Source organism: Staphylococcus lugdunensis (assembly GCF_002901705.1).
Lineage (GTDB): Bacteria > Bacillota > Bacilli > Staphylococcales > Staphylococcaceae > Staphylococcus > Staphylococcus lugdunensis.
The window spans coordinates 1,047,594-1,070,771 of the sequence record NZ_PPPV01000012.1 but is presented as its reverse complement, the minus strand read 5'-3'; the positions used below and the strand labels follow the sequence as shown (position 1 = coordinate 1,070,771).

The 23,178-nt window shown below is 32.8% G+C and carries 21 protein-coding genes; 14 read left to right on the top strand and 7 right to left on the bottom strand.

Going from position 1 to position 23,178, the window contains the following annotated elements:
* Window positions 1-138: 138 nt before the first annotated feature.
* The 4 genes from CD041_RS05825 to CD041_RS05810 all read right to left on the bottom strand — a co-directional run bounded on the left by CD041_RS05825 (window position 139) and on the right by CD041_RS05810 (window position 4,553).
* The gene (locus CD041_RS05825) at window positions 139-1,053 is read right to left on the bottom strand and encodes a diacylglycerol/lipid kinase family protein (protein WP_002479357.1); all 915 of its coding nucleotides are present in this window, start codon (window positions 1,051-1,053) and stop codon (window positions 139-141) included.
* 327 nt (window positions 1,054-1,380) lie between these two features.
* Window positions 1,381-2,886 (bottom strand): peptide MFS transporter, encoded by a 1,506-nt coding sequence (locus CD041_RS05820; protein ID WP_070647849.1) that lies wholly within the window; start codon window positions 2,884-2,886, stop codon window positions 1,381-1,383.
* Window positions 2,887-3,170: 284 nt separating this feature from the next.
* Window positions 3,171-3,671: a preQ(1) synthase gene (gene queF / locus CD041_RS05815; RefSeq protein WP_002479355.1), complete on the bottom strand. Its 501-nt coding sequence runs from the start codon at window positions 3,669-3,671 to the stop codon at window positions 3,171-3,173.
* Between the two features lie 12 nt (window positions 3,672-3,683).
* Window positions 3,684-4,553 carry a DMT family transporter gene (locus CD041_RS05810; RefSeq protein WP_002479354.1) on the bottom strand — a complete coding sequence of 290 codons (870 nt, stop codon included), beginning with the start codon at window positions 4,551-4,553 and terminating at the stop codon, window positions 3,684-3,686.
* A gap of 873 nt (window positions 4,554-5,426) precedes the next feature.
* On the opposite strand from CD041_RS05810, the gene nrdI reads away from it, so the two are divergent.
* From nrdI to CD041_RS05755, 11 genes are all read left to right on the top strand, one after another.
* A complete protein-coding gene (gene nrdI, locus CD041_RS05805; RefSeq protein ID WP_002459743.1) occupies window positions 5,427-5,825 on the top strand; it encodes a class Ib ribonucleoside-diphosphate reductase assembly flavoprotein NrdI in 399 nt (132 codons plus the stop codon).
* Window positions 5,788-7,893, top strand: a complete 2,106-nt coding sequence (gene nrdE / locus CD041_RS05800; protein WP_002459742.1) for a class 1b ribonucleoside-diphosphate reductase subunit alpha — start codon at window positions 5,788-5,790, stop codon at window positions 7,891-7,893. The genes nrdI and nrdE overlap by 38 nt, the downstream gene beginning before the upstream one ends.
* Window positions 7,894-8,132: 239 nt before the next feature.
* Complete coding sequence (nrdF, locus tag CD041_RS05795; protein WP_070815431.1) at window positions 8,133-9,101, top strand: class 1b ribonucleoside-diphosphate reductase subunit beta; 969 nt, start codon at window positions 8,133-8,135, stop codon at window positions 9,099-9,101.
* Window positions 9,102-9,469: 368 nt separating this feature from the next.
* Window positions 9,470-10,447 carry an ABC transporter permease gene (locus CD041_RS05790; RefSeq protein ID WP_002459740.1) on the top strand — a complete coding sequence of 326 codons (978 nt, stop codon included), beginning with the start codon at window positions 9,470-9,472 and terminating at the stop codon, window positions 10,445-10,447.
* Window positions 10,428-11,387 carry an iron chelate uptake ABC transporter family permease subunit gene (locus CD041_RS05785; protein ID WP_002459739.1) on the top strand — a complete coding sequence of 320 codons (960 nt, stop codon included), beginning with the start codon at window positions 10,428-10,430 and terminating at the stop codon, window positions 11,385-11,387. The genes CD041_RS05790 and CD041_RS05785 overlap by 20 nt, the downstream gene beginning before the upstream one ends.
* Window positions 11,384-12,166 (top strand): iron ABC transporter ATP-binding protein, encoded by a 783-nt coding sequence (locus CD041_RS05780; protein ID WP_070647855.1) that lies wholly within the window; start codon window positions 11,384-11,386, stop codon window positions 12,164-12,166. Before CD041_RS05785 ends, CD041_RS05780 begins: the two co-directional genes overlap by 4 nt.
* Before the next feature lie 116 nt (window positions 12,167-12,282).
* The gene (locus tag CD041_RS05775) at window positions 12,283-13,317 is read left to right on the top strand and encodes a ferrated catecholamine ABC transporter substrate-binding lipoprotein SstD (RefSeq protein ID WP_070647857.1); all 1,035 of its coding nucleotides are present in this window, start codon (window positions 12,283-12,285) and stop codon (window positions 13,315-13,317) included.
* Between the two features lie 560 nt (window positions 13,318-13,877).
* Window positions 13,878-14,855 (top strand): ABC transporter permease, encoded by a 978-nt coding sequence (locus CD041_RS05770; protein ID WP_002492143.1) that lies wholly within the window; start codon window positions 13,878-13,880, stop codon window positions 14,853-14,855.
* Complete coding sequence (locus CD041_RS05765; RefSeq protein ID WP_070647858.1) at window positions 14,836-15,795, top strand: iron chelate uptake ABC transporter family permease subunit; 960 nt, start codon at window positions 14,836-14,838, stop codon at window positions 15,793-15,795. Before CD041_RS05770 ends, CD041_RS05765 begins: the two co-directional genes overlap by 20 nt.
* Entirely contained in the window at window positions 15,792-16,574 is a 783-nt protein-coding gene (locus CD041_RS05760; protein WP_070647860.1) for an iron ABC transporter ATP-binding protein, read from the top strand. Before CD041_RS05765 ends, CD041_RS05760 begins: the two co-directional genes overlap by 4 nt.
* A 113-nt stretch (window positions 16,575-16,687) precedes the next feature.
* Window positions 16,688-17,728 carry a ferrated catecholamine ABC transporter substrate-binding lipoprotein SstD gene (locus CD041_RS05755; protein ID WP_002459733.1) on the top strand — a complete coding sequence of 347 codons (1,041 nt, stop codon included), beginning with the start codon at window positions 16,688-16,690 and terminating at the stop codon, window positions 17,726-17,728.
* Window positions 17,729-18,222: 494 nt separating this feature from the next.
* Here the strand turns inward: CD041_RS05755 and CD041_RS05750 are convergent, their stop codons facing one another.
* The 3 genes from CD041_RS05750 to CD041_RS05740 form a co-directional block, all read right to left on the bottom strand.
* A complete protein-coding gene (locus CD041_RS05750; protein ID WP_002459732.1) occupies window positions 18,223-18,537 on the bottom strand; it encodes a CHY zinc finger protein in 315 nt (104 codons plus the stop codon).
* A gap of 20 nt (window positions 18,538-18,557) precedes the next feature.
* A complete protein-coding gene (gene murB, locus CD041_RS05745; protein WP_070647861.1) occupies window positions 18,558-19,484 on the bottom strand; it encodes a UDP-N-acetylmuramate dehydrogenase in 927 nt (308 codons plus the stop codon).
* A 115-nt stretch (window positions 19,485-19,599) separates the two neighbouring features.
* Entirely contained in the window at window positions 19,600-20,130 is a 531-nt protein-coding gene (locus tag CD041_RS05740) for a GrpB family protein (RefSeq protein WP_080606624.1), read from the bottom strand.
* 105 nt (window positions 20,131-20,235) lie between these two features.
* Between CD041_RS05740 and CD041_RS05735 the strand changes: the two genes are divergently transcribed.
* The 3 genes from CD041_RS05735 (at window position 20,236) to CD041_RS05725 (ending at window position 22,933) form a co-directional block, all read left to right on the top strand.
* Window positions 20,236-21,108: an EMYY motif lipoprotein gene (locus tag CD041_RS05735; RefSeq protein ID WP_070647863.1), complete on the top strand. Its 873-nt coding sequence runs from the start codon at window positions 20,236-20,238 to the stop codon at window positions 21,106-21,108.
* A 162-nt stretch (window positions 21,109-21,270) separates the two neighbouring features.
* The gene (gene ytxJ / locus CD041_RS05730; RefSeq protein WP_002459728.1) at window positions 21,271-21,591 is read left to right on the top strand and encodes a bacillithiol system redox-active protein YtxJ; all 321 of its coding nucleotides are present in this window, start codon (window positions 21,271-21,273) and stop codon (window positions 21,589-21,591) included.
* 226 nt (window positions 21,592-21,817) lie between these two features.
* A complete protein-coding gene (locus CD041_RS05725) occupies window positions 21,818-22,933 on the top strand; it encodes a glycerate kinase (RefSeq protein ID WP_070647864.1) in 1,116 nt (371 codons plus the stop codon).
* Window positions 22,934-23,178: the final 245 nt, after the last annotated feature.

The following is a 23,178-nucleotide window of genomic DNA, read 5'->3' as shown; positions in this document are numbered from 1 at the left end:
GAAATGCTTTTCGCATTTCTCTTTGTTGGGGCCCCTGTCTTCGACTGGCACTGCTCCCTCGGGAGTCTCGCCATAAATACTACGTATTAACATGTAATTTTAATCCTTTATATTTATGTCCCAAATTGTTTATCAATTTTATGTAGGGATGGTTAATAATTTTAATGCTTTGGGCAACACTTTAATATCAAGCGGCGCTTCTAGTCGAATTTCACCATCTATATCTACTTTCATGATCGGTTTTGTATCAATGCGAATATCCTTACCTGAGATATGGTCAATACCTTGAGTGATTTCATTCCAGTTCATGCTATCTCTTTTTTTGAAAATATCATTTAATATGCTGAAACTTTGCTCGTCAAAAATAAATGTATTCAATTTACCATCTTGTGGTGATAAATCTGTGAGCGGAATACGACTACCTCCAATATTAGGACCATTCGCAATAAGCAGCATTGAAGTATTGCCAGTTGTTTTTTCACCATCAATTGTTAAAGTAAAATCAAAGTTACTCGGATCCATTAATGTTTTTACGGTTGAACCGATATAACTTAATTTGCCAAATATATCTTTCGCACCGTTTTGCACATTTTCTGCATTTTGCACAATCAAACCTAGCCCAACGAAATTAAGGGCGAATTCTTTATTCACTTGAATGACATCATACTGACCAATTTGTGCATATTTAAGTTGTTCACTAGCTTGTTTAAAGTTAGGATGAATGTTAAGCGTTTTTGTAAAATCATTAAACGTACCACCTGGGATAATACCAATAGGCAAATCTAGCTGATGTTTCATCACGCCGTTAACCATTTCATTAACGGTGCCATCCCCACCTAAAATAAATAAAATATCAATTTTTTGACCATAATCACCTTGCTTAATCTTCTGACAATATTTAATAATGTCTCCTTCGTTTTCACTCACTTGAATGGATAGCTGTTTACATATTGAACTTAATGCTTTTGTCACTTCACCTAAACCATTATATATATCCTTTAAACCACTGTGTTCATGATAAAATAATACGCCATGATTGTATTTGTCTGTCATAATTATGCCTTCTTTCTAAAAGGTATCACTTTACATACTTACCCTTAATTTTAAGATTTAGTGTATGGTAATACAAAAAATGTGAGAGCGGGACAGAATTCATTATAAATTCGTAGTCCCGCCCCGACAAGGTTGACTAGGATTGAAAAAAGCTTGGTATAAGCGTATTTTCAATCCAGTCAACTACTGTAAATATTTAATTCATAGTTTAAAACATAATTATGTCCCAGGCTCTATAACTATAAAAAAATAGCTATGAAAAAATCTATCGTCATAGATTTCTTCATAGCTAATCTTAGTATGTTTTTACTTGTTATAAGAATGTGATTAATGAATACCTTTCATGGCTTTCTTAATGATTGGTGTGAAGGCAAGAACAATAAGCGTTACGACAACAGCAATACTACCGAGAAGGATAAAGTATGTAGTTTGACCTAAGTCATCAATATACTTCACGACTGTACCGTTAATTGCTTGCGCTGATGCATTAGTAAGCAACCACACGCTCATCATTTGTGCATTGAATGATTTTGGTGCGAGTTTAACAGCAGCACTGTTACCAGTAGGTGATAAACAAAGTTCCCCAACTACACAAATGACATAAGATAAAATAACCCAGTTGACACTAAATGTTGTTGATACATAAGAAACGCCAATTAAGCCCATAATTAAATATGATAGTCCAGCTAAAAATGTACCAAGAGCGAATTTAACTGGCAATGAAGGTTGCTTTTTACCCATTTTCATCCACATTAATGAAATAAGTGGTGCAAATAATAGGATAAACAAAGGGTTAATAGATTGGAACCAAGCTTCTCCAAAACGAGTTGTCCAACCGAATATATTTAAATGCATATCTGATTTTTCTAGTCCGTAAATATTCAAGACATTAGAACCCTGTTCTTGAATAGACCAGAAAATCATACCTAGAATAAATAAAGGAATAAAGGCTTTCACACGTGAACGTTCAGTATCATCGACATCTTTACTGTATATCATAGTTGCAAAATAGATAATTGGTAAAACAATACCAAGTACGAGTACGGTATTACTTACTAAGTTAAATGACAATGTATTTGTCAAGTAAGTGACAACTAATACAGCTGTAATCACAGCAACTATAGCACCGATAATAAATGTGTATTTTTTCTTTTCTTCAGCAGTAAGCGGGTTAGTCGGTTGCATACCGACTTGGCCTAATGTTTTACGGTTAAATAAAATATACCAAACTAATCCCAAAGCCATACCAATAGCTGCAATTAAGAAACCACCGTGGAAGTTATTCACATCTAAGAAATTTTGTAAAATAATAGGTGAGATGAGTGCGCCTAAGTTAACTGACATGTAGAAAATAACAAACCCAGCGTCAATTCGAACATCATTTTCTGGGTATAGACGACCAACAATATTTGAAATATTTGGTTTCATTAAGCCAGAACCAACAATAATAAAGAACATTGATGCAAATAATCCAAACATTTGGAAAGGTAAACTCAAACATACGTGACCTATAATAATTAAGACGGCGCCAATCAATGTCGCACCACGTGTTCCAGTGATACGGTCAGCAATCCAGGCACCTGGAATAGATGACATGTAAATTAATGCACCATATACGGACATAATAGACATGGCAGTTGCTTTATCAATACCTAATCCGCCTTGATTGATAGCATAGTACATATAAAAAATAAGCATTGCACGCATGCCGTAGTAACTAAAACGTTCCCAAAACTCTACGAAGAACAATACGCCCAAGCCTTTAGGGTGTCCAAAGAAACCTTTCTGTGGAATTTTTTCAACTGCTAATTCATGGGAATTGTGTGATGCCATAACATCCCAACCTTTCTGTACTTTCAATTTGAAACTCAGTAAATAAATTTTACTATTCTGACAATTTATTAGCAATATTATTTTGAAATGCTTAAATATTAAGAATATTCAGTAAAATGGAATTCAATCAACATACGCAATACTTACTGAATTTCAATGATATTAATAAAATACGCTTTTATTAATAAATATGCAAGAACATTTTGTAAAATATTTTGTAAATAAAAAAAGATCACCACTAAGTTGTCACAATTAGTGGTGATGGATAACTTTAAATAATCAAACTAGCGGTTGTCAATTTTTTCTGGATACATATCATGATTCATCAGACGATGTTCGGCCATGCGTGCATATTTAGTATCTGGACGACCATAATTTGTATATGGATCTATAGATATACCACCTCTAGGTGTAAATTTACCCCATACTTCAATATAGTGAGGATCCATTAACTCAATAAGATCGTTCATAATAATATTCATACAATCTTCATGAAAATCGCCGTGATTTCTAAAGCTAAACAAATATAGTTTTAGTGACTTTGACTCAACCATTTTAACATTCGGGATATATGAGATATAGATTGTAGCAAAGTCGGGTTGACCTGTGATAGGGCAGAGTGACGTAAATTCTGGACAGTTAAATTTAACGAAATAGTCTCTTCCTTGATGTTTGTTAACAAATGTTTCTAATACATCTGGACGGTAATCAAATTGATAATTGTTATTTTGGTTACCTAATAATGTAATGTCTTTCATTTCCTCTTCTTGACGTCCTTGAGTCATATTACCGCTCCTTTAATGTGATTGTTGTGTATTTGATTCACGTCGTGCTTGGTCAAACATATAGTAACTTGCACTAATGATAATAATATAGCCGACTATAGCATACATATCTGGTGTTTCGCCAAATAAAATAAAACCAAATAGTGCAGTAAAAATGATAGAAGCATACGTGAATATTGAAATATCTTTCGCCGCAGCAAAACTATAAGCTAATGTAATACCTATTTGACCTACAGCTGCTGCAAGCCCTGCACCTAAAAGATATAGTATTTGGGTTGTTGTCATTGGCTCAAATGTTGCGATGGAAAACGGGATCAACACAATCACGGAAAATAATGAAAAGTAAAAAACAATCGTGTAAGGTTGTTCACGTCTGCTCAGTGCGCGCACACATGTATAAGCTGATGCAGCAAATATTCCTGAAAATAATCCTGCTAATGATGGAAGCATTGCAGAAGAAAATTCGGGCTTAACTATAAGCAACATACCCATAATGGCAATGATCATCGCAGATATTTGATATTTTCGCACTTTTTCATGTAAGAATAGTAAACTTAATAGGATAGTCCAAAATGGATTAAGTTTCATTAGTGTATCGGCATCACTTAACACCATATGATCTATGGCAAAGATGTTGAGTAATACGCCAATCAACCCAAGGGTAGACCGTCCAATCAATAATGGTTGATTACGAAGTTTACCGAACATAGGTTGTTTATATTTATAAATAAAAAATAAGGGTATAAACATAGCAACAAAATTTCGTGCTAACGACTTTTGAAAGACAGGTAAATCACCGGCAAGTCTAAAAAAAACTGACATAAAACTAAAGCCAATAGCAGAAATGAGGATAGCAATAATACCTTTCACTTTTGGATTCACTGTTAATCGCCCCAATAATAAATTTTAACTTATATATGATAGCATAAAAAAGCAATCTATGCATTGGAACTTGAAATATATAATGCAATCGTTTATAATTAAAAAACGAACATACGTTCTATTTGGAAACAAATTAAATATCCGGAATATTTGTATAGAATTTTAAATTAAGATTGTATGCCATATTTTTATGTTTGAATTAATAGCTTCAAAAATGACGCCAACCCGGACGATAAAGCTATTTAAGAAAAATTTTATAAATGCAAGCATTAATGCTCACAAAAATGTAAAATATTTTTTTGAGCTATTTTAAACTTACAGTGACGCACGTTTATTCGAAATTCCGAACGTTAAGTAGCAATCTCAAACTTTTAATAATTAAGGATATTATGTATAATGAAACACAGAATGTTGTGTTGGATTTTGAAAACCAACACAATATATAGTGTTTACTTCTAAAATAGAATGCAATAAAAAAGTCAATATTTAAGCGAAATAACACTAAATAAGGCTAATTTCTCACCATATTCGTTATGCATTAGAGAAATTTTACTATTATACATATAGTTCGTTTTTGCTTTATACACAAGATGTAGTGTTTATATGAGGCATTGAACAACTATAAAATGGATGACTGACATAAATGATAGTCTAATGATGTTTCATCAGCACAGAAAAAATGAGCGATAGCGTTTAATTTGTTATGACGTATTTTAGAACATAACATGAATTTATACTAAACAACATAGTACGCAGTAACAAATGAACATGTTATAAACAACACGACACATATCCATGCAATACTAGTGCAATTCGGTTTCTAGCAAGAAATCTTTATTTTTTAATACAAGATTGATGAAAGAAGGCGATTAAATGAAAGTTATTTATTTTTCATTTTCAGGAAATGTTCAACGATTTATTAAAAGAACCGAATTATCAGATGTTATGGAAATAACAGAAGATAATTGTCAAGAAGAAGTAAATGAGCCTTATATTTTAGTAACAGGGACAATTGGCTTTGGTGAAGTGCCACAAGAAGTACAGCAATTTCTACAAGTCAATCATCAGCACTTGCAAGCAGTTGCTGCAAGCGGCAATCGCAACTGGGGACAAAACTTTGCGAAGGCTGGACAGACGATTTCTGAACAATATAACGTGCCATTACTAATGAAATTTGAGGTTCAAGGATCAAACAGTGACGTGAAAGAATTTAAGGACAAGGTGGGTCAATTTAATGAAAATTATGAACGAGAAAAAATACAATCATATTGAACTAAATAATGAAGTAACCAAACGTAAAGAGAGTGGTTTCTTTAATTTAGAGAAAGATCAAGAAGCATTAAAGGTTTATCTTGAAGAGATTCACGATAAAACAATTTACTTTGATGACGAAATTGAGCGCTTACATTATTTAGTAGACCATGATTTTTATTTTAATGTGTTCGATAAATATAGTGAGATAGACTTACGTGAGATAACTGATTTTGCCAAGTCAATTGAATTTAACTTTGCAAGTTATATGTCAGCAAGTAAGTTTTATAAAGATTACGCGTTAAAAACGAATGATAAATCACAATATTTGGAAGATTATAATCAGCACGTGACAATCGTAGCACTGTATTTAGCTAATGGTAATAAAGCACAAGCAAAACAATTTATCTCAGCCATGGTAGAACAACGTTATCAACCAGCGACGCCGACATTTTTAAACGCAGGTCGCGCTCGACGTGGTGAATTAGTCTCATGCTTTTTATTAGAAGTAGATGATAGTTTAAATTCTATTAACTTTATTGATTCAACAGCAAAACAATTAAGTAAAATCGGTGGCGGTGTAGCCATTAATTTATCTAAATTACGTGCTCGTGGTGAAGCAATTAAAGGAATTAAAGGTGTGGCTAAAGGGGTATTACCAGTCGCAAAATCACTAGAAGGTGGATTTAGTTATGCAGACCAACTAGGACAACGTCCAGGTGCAGGTGCTGTATATTTAAATATATTCCACTATGATGTTGAAGAATTTTTAGATACTAAAAAGGTTAATGCTGACGAGGATTTACGTCTATCAACGATTTCAACAGGCTTAATTGTGCCATCAAAATTCTTTGATTTAGCTAAAGAAGGAAAAGATTTTTATATGTTTGCGCCACACACAGTTAAACAAGAGTATGGTGTAACACTTGATGATATCGATTTAGAGCAGTATTACGATGATATGGTTGCCAATCCTAATATAATCAAGAAGAAAAAAGATGCACGTGAAATGTTGAATACAATTGCACAAACACAATTACAATCAGGTTATCCATATTTAATGTTTAAAGATAATGCGAACAAAGTACACGCTAATTCTAATATTGGTCAAATTAAAATGAGCAATCTGTGTACAGAAATTTTCCAATTACAAGAGACATCAATTATTAACGACTATGGTATTGATGATGAAATTAAACGTGATATCTCATGTAATTTAGGATCTTTAAATATTGTTAATGTGATGGAGACAGGTAAGTTTAGAGATTCTGTATTTACAGGTATGGATGCGTTAACTGTTGTAAGTGATGAAGCGAATATTCAAAATGCACCAGGTGTGCGCAAAGCTAATAGTGAGTTACATTCAGTAGGTCTCGGTGTAATGAACCTACATGGTTATTTTGCAAAAAATAAAATTGGTTATGAGTCTGAAGAGGCAAAAGATTTTGCGAATGTCTTCTTTATGATGATGAACTATTATTCACTTGAGCGCTCAATGCAAATTGCTAAGGAACGTGGCCAAGTATATCAAGATTTTGAACAATCAGATTATGCAAATGGAAAATACTTTAGTTTTTACACGGCACAAGATATCACACCACGTTTCGCTAAAGTTCAACAGTTATTCGAAGGAATAGAAATTCCTACTGCTGAAGATTGGAAAGCTTTACAGCAACAAGTTGAAGCACATGGTTTATATCATGCTTATCGCTTAGCTATCGCACCGACACAAAGTATTTCATATGTACAGAATGCAACAAGCTCTGTTATGCCTATCGTTGATCAAATAGAACGCCGTACATATGGAAATGCTGAAACATTTTATCCTATGCCTTTCTTATCACCTGAAACAATGTGGTACTATAAATCAGCATTTAATACTGATCAAATGAAGTTAATCGATTTAATTGCAACAATTCAAACGCATATTGACCAAGGAATCTCAACAATTTTATATGTAAATTCAGAGATTTCTACACGTGAATTATCACGTCTATATGTGTATGCCCATTATAAAGGACTTAAATCGTTATATTACACACGTAACAAACTATTAAGTGTAGAAGAATGTACAAGCTGTGCAATTTAAACAATACACGTGACTCTGTTTAAAGAGAAAACCGGGGTCTTAGCAATGAGAAATGCAATCTGCATTTTAACGAGTAAAGCAAGCTGGACCCCATATAAAGTAATACAGTAAACAAGATAGGTTAGGTATGTCATCAATTCGCAAACGCTTTGCAGAAATGCTTTTGCTTTTTGTGCACATATACGCCAATTGTTAATATGAATGACTTATAAACAAACGATAGGAGGAATTATCATTATATGAAGGCAGTCAATTGGAATACACAAGAAGATATGACAAATATGTTTTGGCGTCAAAACATCTCACAAATGTGGGTGGAAACAGAGTTTAAAGTGTCAAAAGATATCGCAAGTTGGAAGACGTTAACGGATGATGAGAGAAATACATTTAAGAGAGCACTAGCTGGATTGACTGGACTAGACACACATCAAGCAGATGATGGTATGCCATTGATTATGCTACATACAACTGATTTACGTAAAAAAGCAGTTTATTCATTTATGGCCATGATGGAACAAATTCATGCTAAAAGCTACTCTCATATTTTTACGACGCTTTTGCCATCTAGTGAAACAAACTATTTATTAGATACATGGGTAATTGAAGAACCACACCTAAAATATAAAGCAGATAAAATTATCGAAAACTATCATAAGCTTTGGGGTAAAGAAGCTTCAATTTATGATCAATATATTGCTCGGGTATCAAGCGTATTTTTAGAGACATTCTTATTTTATTCTGGTTTTTACTACCCACTTTATCTTGCTGGACAAGGTAAAATGACAACGTCGGGCGAAATTATCCGTAAAATTCTTCTAGATGAATCAATTCATGGTGTCTTTACTGGTATTGATGCACAAAGTTTACGCAATGAATTATCTGAAAATGAAAAACAACAAGCGGATAAAGAAATGTATATACTGTTAGAAGATTTATATAGTAATGAAGTCTCTTATACACATATGCTTTACGATGACATTGGTTTAACTGAAGATGTATTGAACTACGTGAAATACAATGGTAATAAAGCATTATCAAACTTGGGATTTGATCCTTACTTTGAGGAAAAAGATTTTAATCCAATTATTGAAAATGCCTTAGACACAACGACTAAAAATCATGACTTCTTCTCAGTTAAAGGTGATGGCTACACATTAGCATTAAATGTTGAAGCGTTACGTGACGAAGATTTCATTTTTGAAAATTAAAAGATAATAGCAAATAAGATATGCTAATGAACAAACCTGACTAATCGTTGGGTTTGTTTTTTTATGTGAAGCTTCAATACCATGACAATTTGTCAGTTGCATATTAACGTCTAATCAAAACAATCCGCTACTATGGCTGCCAATCATTAATCATAATTTACTCAGCTATTTAAATATCATAATTGTTATAACAAAATAACTAATAGATTTAACCAATTTATCTGTAGTTTTGATTAATATCAAAAATAAAAAAACATATTGAAAAACATATTTATAAACGATAAGATAGTAATAAATGATAATGATTATCATTGTCGAAGGATTTATCTTCGCGAGCATTTGTAGATTATTGAAGGAGCATGTAGGAAATGAAATTGCTATTAAAAGGCTATACACTGCTTATTTGTTTAGTGATAATGTCAATCATTTCATTGTTTGTTGGCGTTAGCCAATTATCAATTACTGATATCTTTCATTTAACAAAAGAACAGTTAAACATACTGCTTTCGAGCCGTATACCTCGGACAGTAAGTATACTGATTTCTGGTAGTACATTAGCATTAGCTGGCTTAATTATGCAGCAAATGATGCAAAATAAATTTGTTAGTCCCACAACTGCAGGTACGATGGAGTGGGCAAAGCTAGGTATACTTATCTCTCTCGTTTGCTTTCCTCAAGGACATATCTTACTGAAACTTGCTTTTGCCGTTTTATGTAGCCTTTTTGGAACTTTTTTATTTGTAAAATTAATCGAGATGATAAGAGTGAAGGAAGTTATATTTGTACCTTTACTTGGTATTATGTTGGGTGGCATAGTGTCTAGTTTTACGACATTTATTGCTTTAAGAACAAACGCAGTACAGAGCATTGGTAACTGGCTTAATGGGAATTTTGCCATTATCACGAGTGGGCGTTATGAAATTTTATATTTAAGCATTCCACTATTAATCATTACATATATCTTTGCCAATCATTTTACCATTGCTGGTATGGGTAAGGACTTTAGCCACAATTTAGGTGTGAATTATGAACAGATTGTTCGAATTGCATTATTTATTACGGCTAGTATTACAGCACTTGTAGTTGTTACAGTGGGAACACTACCTTTTCTTGGACTTATTGTTCCCAATATCATCTCAATATATCGCGGGGATCATTTGAAAAACGCGCTCCCACATACAATGATGTTAGGCGCATGTTTTGTGTTGTTTTCAGATATCATAGGACGACTGATTGTTTATCCATTTGAAATAAATATTGGCTTAACGATTGGCGTCTTTGGCACAGTGATTTTCCTTGTCTTATTAATGAAAGGTAGGAAAAATTATGCAAATGACTTTGAATAAAAAGCTGTGCGCACTTATTGGTGTCACAGTAATTGCGGCTTTATTCTATTTATTTGTTGGTCTAGATTATGAGATTTTTGACTATCAGTTTCAAAGTCGTTTTCGTAAATTTATTTTAATTATTTTGGTAGGTGGTGCGATTGGTACGTCAGTAGTTGTCTTTCAAGCAATTACGAGAAATCGCTTGTTGACACCTTCAATTATGGGACTGGATAGTGTCTACTTATTTGCCAAAGTTATACCAATCTTTTTATTAGGTGCACAATCACAATTTGTGACGAATATTTATTTAAACTTTGCACTCACTCTCGTGGGAATGGTGTTATTTGCCTTAATCTTGTTTCAGTTTATGTTTAAAGTGGGCAATTTCTCAGTTTATTTTATTCTGCTAGTTGGCGTTATTTTAGGGACATTTTTTAGAAGTATTACAAGCTTTATTCAGTTAATTATGGATCCTGATTCATTTTTAGCAGTACAAAGTGCGATGTTTGCAAATTTTGATGCATCTAATTCTAATTTAGTCATTGGCTCAGCTATTTTATTGTGCACGCTTGTCATTGTTATCATTGTTATTTTACCTTATTTAGATGTCTTACTGCTTGGCAGGGCACAAGCAATGAACTTAGGTGTAAATTATTCAAGGGTAACACGATTGTTGCTTATTCTAGTGGCTTTATTAGTTTCTATATCTACGGCTCTTGTTGGTCCTATTACTTTTCTAGGATTACTAACGGTAAATTTGGCACATGAATTTATGAAAACTTTTCAACATAAATATATTTTACCAGCTACCATATTGATGGGGTGGATAAGCTTGTTTGTTGCACAATGGATAGTTGAAAACTTATTTGAAGCGACTACTGAAGTCAGTCTTATCATCGATCTCATTGGAGGTAGTTATTTTATCTACTTATTAATAAAAAGGAGAAATACAAATTGATCCGGATAAAAAATATGACGCAATCGATTCAAGGTAAAGCAATATTAAAAGATATATCAGTTGATATTAAAAAAGGCCGTCTAACATCACTTATCGGACCTAATGGTGCTGGAAAAAGCACCTTGTTATCAGCGATTAGTCGAATTATCGAACACGATAGCGGTGCAATAGAATTAGAGGATATTGATATTGCTGCATATAGAAAAAATCTTTTAGCACAGAAATTAAGTATATTAAAGCAAACAAACCATACTGACATGAACATCACTGTAGAACAACTTGTCAATTTTGGACGATTTCCATATTCAAAAGGTCGAATGAAAGAAGCTGACTATGAACAAGTCGATTATGCAATAAATTTATTACATTTAGAAGATATACGTCAGCGAGATTTAAAAACATTATCTGGTGGACAACGACAACGTGCATATATTGCAATGACCATTGCTCAAAATACTGACTACATATTATTAGATGAACCTTTAAATAATTTGGATATGAAACACTCAGTTCAAATAATGCAAACACTGCGTCGGTTATGTCGTGAATTAAATAAAACGATTGTTATTGTCCTACATGATATTAACTTTGCCTCTTGCTATTCTGATAACATTATTGCCTTAAAAGATGGTGAATTAGTTAAAGCTGATGAAAAGGATGCCGTAATTCAAAAAGAGGTATTACAAGAACTTTATGATATGAATGTTGCGATTGAAAGTATTAAAGGACAACGAATTTGTCTTTATTTTGATGAACAATTAGTAGAAGATGTCACTTAATTATCAATACTAGAGCAAAATAAGGAGGGGATACCATTGAAGTATTAAGCTTTAATCATTAAAAATAGCTTTATAATTCAACAATAAATATTAAAACGTTAGGAGTTATATATAAAATGAAAAAAACAGTTTTATTTTTAATCTTAAGTTTAGTCTTAGTGCTAGCTGCATGTGGTAATCAATCTAAAGATTCAGAAACAAAGAGTGGCGAATCAAAAGGCACAGTGAAAATTAATAATAATTTTGAAGCACAAGGCGATAAAAGAGATGGTAGTGACGCTAAAAAAGTAAAAAACACAGTAAAAGTTCCTAAAAATCCTAAAAAAGCTATTGTTTTAGATTACGGTGCGCTCGATACATTAAAAGAATTTGGTGTAGAAGATCAAATTAAAGGTTTGCCGAAAGGTGAAAATAATGCTTCATTACCAAAATTTTTAGATGAATTTAAATCAGATAAATACGAGAATACAGGTAACTTAAAAGAAGTTAATTTTGATAAAATTGCTGCGGCTAAACCAGATGTCATTTATATTTCTGGAAGAACAGCAAGCCAAAAGAATTTAGATGAATTTAAAAAGGCAGCACCAAAAGCGAAAGTTGTTTATGTTGGTGCTAGTGAGAAAAATTATGTGAATGACATGAAAAAAGTAACAACAAATTTAGGTAAAATCTACAATAAAGAAGACAAAGCAAAAGATTTAAACAAGAAATTAGACGATAAGATTGCTGACGTCAAAACTAAAGCAAAAAAAGTAAATAAATCAACAATGTATTTATTAGTAAATGAGGGAGAGTTATCAACATTCGGCCCTGGTGGACGTTTTGGTGGCTTAGTCTTTGACACATTAGGATTTAAACCAGCAGATAAAGATGTTAAACCAAGCCCACATGGTCAAAATGTAAATAATGAATATATAACTAAGAAAGATCCTGAAATTATTTTAGCGATGGATAGAGGTTCTGTTGTTGGTGGTAAATCAACTGCTAAACAAGTGTTAGGTAATGATGTCATTAAAGATGTTAAAGCAGTCAAAGAAGATAATGCCTTTGAATTAGATCCAAAATTATGGTACTTCAGTTCTGGTTCAACTTCTACAACAATTAAACAAATTGATGAGCTAAATAAAGTATTAGATAAAGCACAAAAATAATTATCCATAATGGTTGAAGTGGGGATATCATTCCTAGAAAAATTAGCCAGTAAATGAGTTTTCTTATAAATTCATTTACTGGCTGTTCTATTTACAATAATTTGTAATATTGGTTTGCTTTCTTACGAGTCTATACCTTCAGCTAATCTTGAATATCATGTGCTTTGTCACATGAGTCGTAACAATTTGTCCAGACGTTGTATCATAGCGTCCTAAAATGCTTATATATCTACATTCATTCTGAATTTACTCAATCTGAGTTGATGAGTGATATTTTGACTTTTGCTCGAGTGTCAGTTTGATGAATAAACAAGGGGCAGGAGGACTTGACTTAGTCATAATAGGTCTTAATTTAAGAAAAATAATAAAGTGGGCAGACAATTGGTTGAAGGCATTTACGTCCACTTTTTTAATTAAATACAACAGGTTTTCTATAAATATAAGTATAAATTTCAGAATATTCTAAAATAAGTATTGCCAAATAAGGTAGTGGGCGATAATATAATAAATGATAATGATTATCATTATCGCATTCAATATATACGTTGGGGTTAATGAAAATGAAATTTTTATTGAAAAGCTATGTGTTAGTGACCCTTGTCATCATCTTAACTATCGTGTCGTTATTTGTCGGTGTGAGTAAACTTGCTTTAACGGATATTTTTCATCTGTCTTCAGAACAGATAAATATTTTGATTTCAAGTCGTATACCACGAACCGTGAGTATTTTAATCTCTGGTAGTTCTATAGCACTAGCAGGTTTAATGATGCAACATATGATGCAAAATAAATTTGTGAGTCCAACGACGGCCGGAACCATGGAATGGGCAAAATTAGGTATTTTAATCTCACTTACTGTCTTTCCTGAAAGTCCAATTATGTTAAAACTATTGTTTGCAGTAGGTTGCAGCTTAATTGGTACTGCTTTGTTTGTAAAATTAGTATCCCTTATACAGGTGAAAGAAGTTATTTTTATACCGTTGCTTGGCATTATGTTAGGTGGTATTGTGTCAAGTTTTACAACGTTTATTGCGTTAAGGACCAATGCGGTACAAAGTATAGGTAATTGGCTAAATGGTAATTTTGCCATTATTACAAGTGGACGTTATGAAGTGTTATATTTAAGTATTCCACTTTTAATAGTGACTTATGCGTTTGCACAGTATTTTACAATTGTCGGTATGGGTAAAGAATTTAGTCATAATTTGGGAGTGAATTATGAATTAATGGTTAATATCGCGCTTTTTATTACTGCAACGATGACTGCCTTAGTCGTTGTAACTGTCGGTACGTTACCATTTTTAGGCTTAATCGTTCCTAATATTATCTCTATTTATAGAGGAGATCATTTAAAGAATACCTTGCCACATACGATGTTATTAGGCGCTTGTTTTGTGCTTATTTCTGATATTATTGGTCGTTTAATCGTTTTTCCATATGAAATCAATATTGGGTTAACAATAGGTGTCTTTGGAACCATTATCTTTTTAATCCTATTAATGAAAGGTAGGAAAAATTATGCTAATGAGCTTGAATAAAAAATTAATCCTACTGATTGGAATTACGATAATTGCTGCAATATTTTATTTGTTTGTTGGTTTAGACCCTGATATTTTTGATTATCAACTTCAAAGTCGTTTACGTAAAACGCTTTTAATTTTATTGGTTGGTGGTTCAATTGGTACAGCAGTGGTATTATTTCAAGCTATTACGCGAAATCGTTTATTAACACCTTCTATCATGGGTTTGGATTCTGTATATCTATTTGTCAAAGTTTTACCAGTATTTTTATTTGGTATACAATCTGAGATTCAAACAAACATCTATATTAACTTTGCGATCACACTCATGACAATGGTTGTGTTTTCATTAATATTATTTGAAGGTATTTTCAAGTTAGGTCACTTTTCAGTTTATTTCATTCTGTTGGTTGGCTTTGTTTTAGGAACCTTTTTTCGTAGTATTACGAATTTCATTCAACTAATCATGGATCCTGATGCATTTTTAGCTGTTCAAAGTGCGATGTTCGCAAATTTTAATGGTTCTAATACGACATTAGTTTGGCTATCAGGTATCTTTCTTATTGTGCTTGTAGTAGTTGCGTATAGAAGTGCAGCATACTTAGATGTACTACTTCTAGGTAGAGCACAAGCAATTAACCTAGGTATTAATTATGAACGTGTGATCCGTGGTGTACTCATTTTGGTATGTATGTTGGTATCTATTTCAACTGCATTAGTTGGACCAATCACTTTTTTAGGTCTATTAACAGTAAACCTTGCACATGAATATATGCGTACTTACAAACATAAAATATTGATTCCAGTAACAATATGTTTAAGTTGGATTGGCTTATTCGTTGCAGAATGGATCGTTGAAAACTTATTTGATGCTACGTCAGAAGTCAGCATTATTATTGATTTAGTTGGTGGTAGTTACTTTATTTATCTTTTAATGAAAAGGAGACAGTCGTCATGATTGAAGTGAGAAACGTAACGCAATCTATACAAGGGAAAGAGATTTTACATGATATTACAGTGACAATTCAACGTGGAAAATTAACTTCATTAATCGGTCCCAATGGCGCTGGGAAAAGTACATTATTATCAGCGATAAGTCGAATTGTTAAGCATAATCAAGGTGAAATTGTCATAGAAGGTCATGCAATCAAAGACTTTAATCATAAAGACTTAGCAAAAAAGTTAAGCATATTAAAGCAATCAAACCATACGGATATGAATATTACAGTTGAGCAGTTAGTTCAGTTTGGACGTTTTCCGTATTGTAAAGGGCGCTTAAATAAAGACGATATGGAGCATGTGGAATCAGCCATTAAATTATTAAATTTACAACACATTCGAGACCGTAATATAAAAGCATTGTCAGGTGGGCAACGACAACGTGCCTATATCGCAATGACAATTGCTCAAGACACGGATTATATTTTATTAGATGAACCACTTAATAACTTAGATATGAAACATTCAGTACAAATTATGCAAACGTTAAAACGCCTATGCCGTGATTTTAATAAAACAATCGTCATCGTCTTACATGACATTAATTTTGCATCATGTTATTCAGATTATATTATTGCATTGAAAGATGGTTATGTAATAAAAGAGGGCGTTAAAGATCAAGTTATCGACAGCCATATATTGAATCGATTATATGATATGTCAGTTGCGATTGAAGAAATTAGAGGACAAAAAATTTGTCTTTATTTTAATAATGATGACTTACTTTCTAAAATATAGTAATCATAAAATTTATAGTGGGAGGGGTACCTATGACTTAATCTAATAGAACTAACGACGACAGAAAGCAAACAAGACGTGAAATTTATTGTATTAAAAGGAGAAATACAGCTATGAGAAAAAGCATCTTATTTTTAATTTTGAGTATTGTCTTAGTATTAGCGGCATGTGGTAAAGATAGTGGAAATAAAAGCTCAGATGCTAAGTCATCAAATACAAAAGACACTGTTAAAATAGTTAACAATTATAAAGCACGCGGAGAGAAACAAGATGGTAGTGATGCTAAAACAATTAAAGACACAGTAGAAGTGCCTAAAAATCCAAAACGTGCAGTTGTATTTGATTATGCTGCAGTGGATTTGATGAAAGCATTTGGTGTGCAAGATACGATTAAAGCGTTACCTAAAGGTGAAGGTGTGTCATCAGTACCACAATTTTTATCAGAATTTAAAGATGATAAATACATCAACACTGGTAAAATGAAAGAAGTTAATTTTGATAGAGTCGCACAAGCAAAACCAGATGTCATTTATATTTCTGGACGTACGGCAAGTCAAAAAAACTTAGATGAATTTAAAAAAGCAGCGCCGAATGCCAAAATTGTTTATGTAGGTTCTAGTGAAAAAAATTATTTACAAGATATGAAAAAAGTAACTACAGATTTAGGTAAAATTTACGGTAAAGAAGATAAAGCCAAAGCATTAAATGACGAATTAGATAAAAAAATTGCAGATACGAAAAAACGTACAGCAAAAACAGATAAATCATTGATGTATCTATTAGTAAATGAAGGTGAATTATCAACATTTGGTCCAGGTGGACGCTTTGGTGATTTACTATTTAACACATTAGGATTTAAACCGGCAGATCAACATGTTAAAGCAAGTCCACATGGTCAAAATATTAATAATGAATATATAACTTCAAAAGATCCTGATATTATTTTAGCTATGGATAGAGGTTCAGTTGTTAGCGGTAAATCATCAGCCAAACAGGTACTAAAAAATGATGTTATTAAACATGTTAAAGCTATCAAATCAGGTCATGTATATGAAGTTGATCCTAAATTATGGTACTTTAGTGCTGGTGGTACAACAACAACAATTAAACAAATCGAGGCCTTAAACCATATATTAGATCAAGTAGAAAAATAAAAATGACTATAAAGGTATCCTAAATTTCAAGACATCTTGTTTAGCTAATGTATAACCAATAATATCTGGAATTTAAATCAATTCCAATTTAAACAAAAACGACAATTTCTATTGAAATAAAATAGAGATTGCCGTTTTTTGTTATTGATGCCATCATTTTTTGTAAAATTAAGATTGTCTTGTTATGTGATTTTAAATTTTCATTCTCGCTTACATTGAGTATTTATAAAATGATGCGATTGATTTGTATGAAAGTACTTTGTTAATTTGATTAAGTGATAAATGGGGAGCGGGACAACATTTATAATGAATTCATAGTCCCGCCCCGCAAGGTTGACTAGGATTGAAATATACTTGGTATCAGCGTATTTTCAATCCAGTCAACTATGGCCAATATTTAGTTCATAGCTTAAAACTTAATAATGTCCCAGATTCTTATCTGAGTGATACAGTTTTAATATTCAATTTGTTAAGCAACAGAGGGATATAAAGCCTTATATTACGAAATACAAATGATAATGAAATTTACAACGATTATTAAAGTGGGCGCTACATTGTGGACAGTTTTCAATCAACATATATTTATTAATTGTCATTTCATGCCGACACACGCCACACATTACTGCCTTAATATCAAATTCGTGTTCAGGCCAGCGTTCAATTTCATGAAGCTCATGCTCATTATGGCATTGATAGCACGGGTAATATTTTTGGCAGCATTTGAATTTAATTGCAATAATGTCTAATTGTGTATGATAGTGAATGCATCTTGTTTCATGATCTACAATTGAACCGTATACAATTGGCATAATAAGGTCACCTCGACATTTTAATGTTTGTCAGGAGGATCACCAATAATACGTACTTCACGGTGCAACTCTACATCAAATTTTTCTTTGACCACTTGTTGAACATGATGAATTAAATTTTCATAATCTGTGGCAGTGCCATTATCTACGTTAACCATAAAGCCAGCGTGTTTTTTAGACACTTCAACACCACCAATTCTATGACCTTGAAGATTAGAATCTTGGATCAACTTACCAGCAAAATGTCCAGGTGGACGTTGGAAAACACTGCCGCAAGAAGGATATTCTAATGGCTGTTTACTTTCACGACGTTCAGTTAAATCGTCCATTTTAGCTTGTATATCATCTAATTGTCCTGGCGCTAAAGTAAAAGCAGCTTCTAGTACAACTAAATGTTGTTGTTGCACAATACTGTTTCGATAATCAAGTTCTAATTCTTGGTTGGTAAATTTAAGTAAATCACCCTGCTCATTTACACATAGAGCGTAATCGATGCAATCTTTAACTTCCCCACCATAAGCACCAGCGTTCATATAGACAGCGCCGCCAATGGAACCAGGAATACCGCAAGCAAATTCTAGACCAGTTAGAGCATGATCTCTTGCAGCTTTAGATACATCAATAATCGCTGCACCACTACCAGCAATAATGGCATCATCAGAAACAGCAATATGGTTTAATGACAACAAACTAATGACAATGCCACGAATACCTCCTTCACGAATGATAATGTTTGAACCATTACCTAAATATGTAACTGGAATATCATGCTGTCTTGCATAGCGGACTATGGCTTGAACTTCTTCGTTCTTAGTTGGAGATAAATAAAAATCAGCATTACCGCCCGTTTTAGTATAAGTGTAATGCTTAAGTGGCTCGTTTATTTTGATAATGTCACGTGGTACGAGCTTCTTTAAATCCGTTAAGATGTCTTCCTGACTCAAAATAAGTACATCCTTTCCTTACTTCTATAATCTAATGTTTATTATAGCAACTTTATAATTGAATTGCTTGAAAAATAGACGCTACTTTTAGCATATAATTACAGAAATCTACCTACACTTATAACTTGTAATTTCTATGTTGAGTCATATGTATAAAAAATGCCTCTTTTTGTGCTTCATAACTTCTAATGCTTGTTTGTTGTGAGATAATCTGTTCTTTATAGCTAGCAAATTGTGTTGCAAATGAAATATCTGTCTCTAATAAATGGTCAATTGTTTGATATTGCTTGAAAATAGGGTGAGACATCTGAATAATATGTAGACGACTGATTTGTTTTAATTCAGTCAAATTATTAAATTGAGCCATCATCACTTTTTTATGATAAGCATGATGCAAACGATAGAATCCAACATAGTTTAATCTTTTTTCATCTAAAGCAGTAATTTGATGTAAATTTTCAACGCCTACTAAAATATCTAAAATAGGTTCAGTAGGGTACTTCATATGGCGTGTGCCACCAATATGCTGTGTGAATTGAACGGGTGAATCAAGTAATTGAAATAATAATTCTTTCGTTTGTTTGTACCGATGAGCAAAATCGTTTAACATTTGAGTATCTTGTATGAATGGTTGGACTTGTGCGTACATGGCGAGCTCCCCTGGCTTGTAAAGTCAAATTCTGCCATAATATAACATAATTTATTTTCTTTATAAATAGCTTTCTGTATAATGTTTGTTGATAGGAGTGCAAATATGAGAAAATTTACCGTTATTTCTATTATCTTATGCTGTTTATTGCTCGTTTCATGTAGCAACGATAAACAATCTGCAGCCAAGCAATTTGAAAAAGACTTAGCACCTGCAGAAGCTAAACAAGAAGATGTTGAAAAAGTGATGGATAGCATCCAATTAAAACAAATCGAACAATTAAGTAATACTGATACAACCGATAAAAATAAAAAGGATTTTGAAATATTACAAAAAGATATGCATCGACATCTTTTGCCTACATTTGAAAAATATGAAAAATTAGCGAAATCCACCCCAGCAAAGACTAAAGAAGCCAAAACATTAAAGAAAGATTACTTAGCGACAGTTAAACAGAAACGCGCTAAAATAAATGAATTAATGGATTTCATAGAATTGTGTAATAAATCTATAAAAGCCAATGAAGAGATTTTAGACTATACAAAAGTATTTGAGAAGAAACGTTCTAAAGTTGAAGAAGATATAAAAAATGCTCAAAATCAAGAAGATGCCAAGCAATTAACGCTAAAACTAGAAAATAACAACGAGGACTTAAAGAATGCTGCCAAAAAATATTTGAATAATAGTCAAAAATCACATCCAGAAGACGAGGTAGATCGTCATATTATTCCATTAATTAAAAAGCAAATTCTAGATATTAATCAAACGAATATTACTGACAAAAATGTCAATAGTGCACGTAAAAATGCCATTGAAATGTATTATAGTTTACAAAATTACTACGAAACGCGTGTCACTACAATTAAGTTAAGTAATCAAATTAAAAAAATTAATGTTGAGCAACTGCCGAAAGAGGGTAAAGACCTAAGTAAACTTGATGACGACTTTTATCAAAGATTAAAGCAGAAACAGCATTAAGTTGTTATATTACATTATTAATATATGCAAATTAATAAATATTGGTTAACAACATCTTATATAATGTGTATAATTGAACCCACTGAGTAGTTTAATCGAGTAATTAATGAAAATGAAATCAATGAACTTACACAAAATGATAAAATTTTAGAGGTGAATAGAATGGCTATAAAGCTGAGTTCGATTGACCAGTTTGAGCAGGTACTAGAAGACAATAAATACGTATTTGTATTGAAACACAGTAACACATGTCCAATATCTGCAAATGCTTATGATCAGTTCAATAAGTTTTTATATGAAAGAGATATGGACGGTTATTATTTAATTGTGCAAGAAGAAAGAAAATTATCTGATTATATTGCTGACAAAACACAAGTGAAACACGAATCACCACAAGCGTTTTATTTTGTTGATGGCAAAGCGGTGTGGAATGCGAGTCATCGAGATATTAACGTGTCCTCTTTAGCTCAAGCAGAAGAATAATAAATTTGAAGTTATAGCAATCTAAAATGTAGTTAAACGATAAAAATGATACTTCGGGGCGGGAAGATAAAGTCATAACCGACTTTTACCCGCTCTTTTTCTTATAATATGAAAAAAGATGGTATGCTATGTATAATGGACGTTGATAATAAATATTAATCATGTTAGATGAGAAACGAAAGTGATTGACATACAGATTTTGAAAGAATTAATGAGGTGATTGTTGATGAGAGTATTAGTAGCTATGGATGAATTTAAAGATATCATTTCAAGTTATCAGGCAAACCGTTATGTAGAAGAAGCGGTTGCCAGTGAAATTAGTGATGCAGATATTGTACAAGTCCCATTATTTAATGGACGTCATGAACTTATGGACTCGGTTTTTTTATGGCAATCAGGCACTAAATATCGACTTAATGTACACGATGCGGATATGAATGAGGTTGAAAGTGTATATGGGCAAACAGAGCAAGGAACGACAGTTATAGAAGGTAGCTTATTTGTAAAAGGGAAAAAGCCAATTACTGCACGAACAAGTTATGGGCTCGGTGAAATGATAAATACTGCGCTAGATAATGGCTCAAAACATCTTGTTATCTCACTAGGAGGACTCGATTGCTTTGATGGTGGCATCGGCATGCTTCAAGCGTTAGGGGCAACGTTTTATGATGATGAGGCACAGCCGCTTGATGCAACAAAAGGTGCACAAATAATTAAATATATTAGACATATGGATTTGACAGCTGTTAATGATAAACTTGCAGAAGTGAACATTCAAGTTATGTCTGATTTTTCAAGCAGACTATATGGTAAGAATAGTGAAATGATGCAATCATATCAAACACTAGGAATCTCTAGAGAAACAGCAGTTGAAGTGGATAATTTGATTTGGTACTTAGGGGAACTTATTAAAAATGAATTAAAAATAGCAATTGGCCCAATAGAACGTGGTGGTGCCGGTGGAGGGATAGCTGGTATCTTGAAAGGTTTATATGATGCCGAAATTGTAACGAGTCACGAACTTGTTGATCAAATTACACATTTAGATCAGTTAATTGAGCAAGCAGACTTAATTATTTTTGGAGAAGGCTTGAAAGAAGAAGATCGTCTAATGGAAACTACAACGATTCGTATTGCAGAACTTGCAGAAAAGCATCAAAAACCAGCGATAGCTATTTGTGCAACAAGCGATAAATTTGATTTATTTGCGAACTATCATGTGACAGCCATGTTTAACACATTTATAGATATGCCCGAATCGGTTACAGATTTTAAAATGGGTGTTCAGCTACGTCACTACGTCGTACAGGCATTAAAATTGTTAAAAGTTCAGTTAAATTAAACATAATAGATAAAAATTGAGAGAGGCTGGGACATAAATCTCAGAAAAACAGCAGTAAGATCATTTTCAATTAGAAAATATCTTGTTGCTGTTCTCTATTTTCACAATACTTCGTATTGAATGGCTTCGCTTTCCTAGGGTGCCGTCTCAGCCACCCCAACTTGCTTTGTCCGATGGCTTTCTTTTCGAAAGCCTATCTGTTGGGGCCCCTGTCTTCGACTGGCACTGCTCCCTCAGGAGTCTCA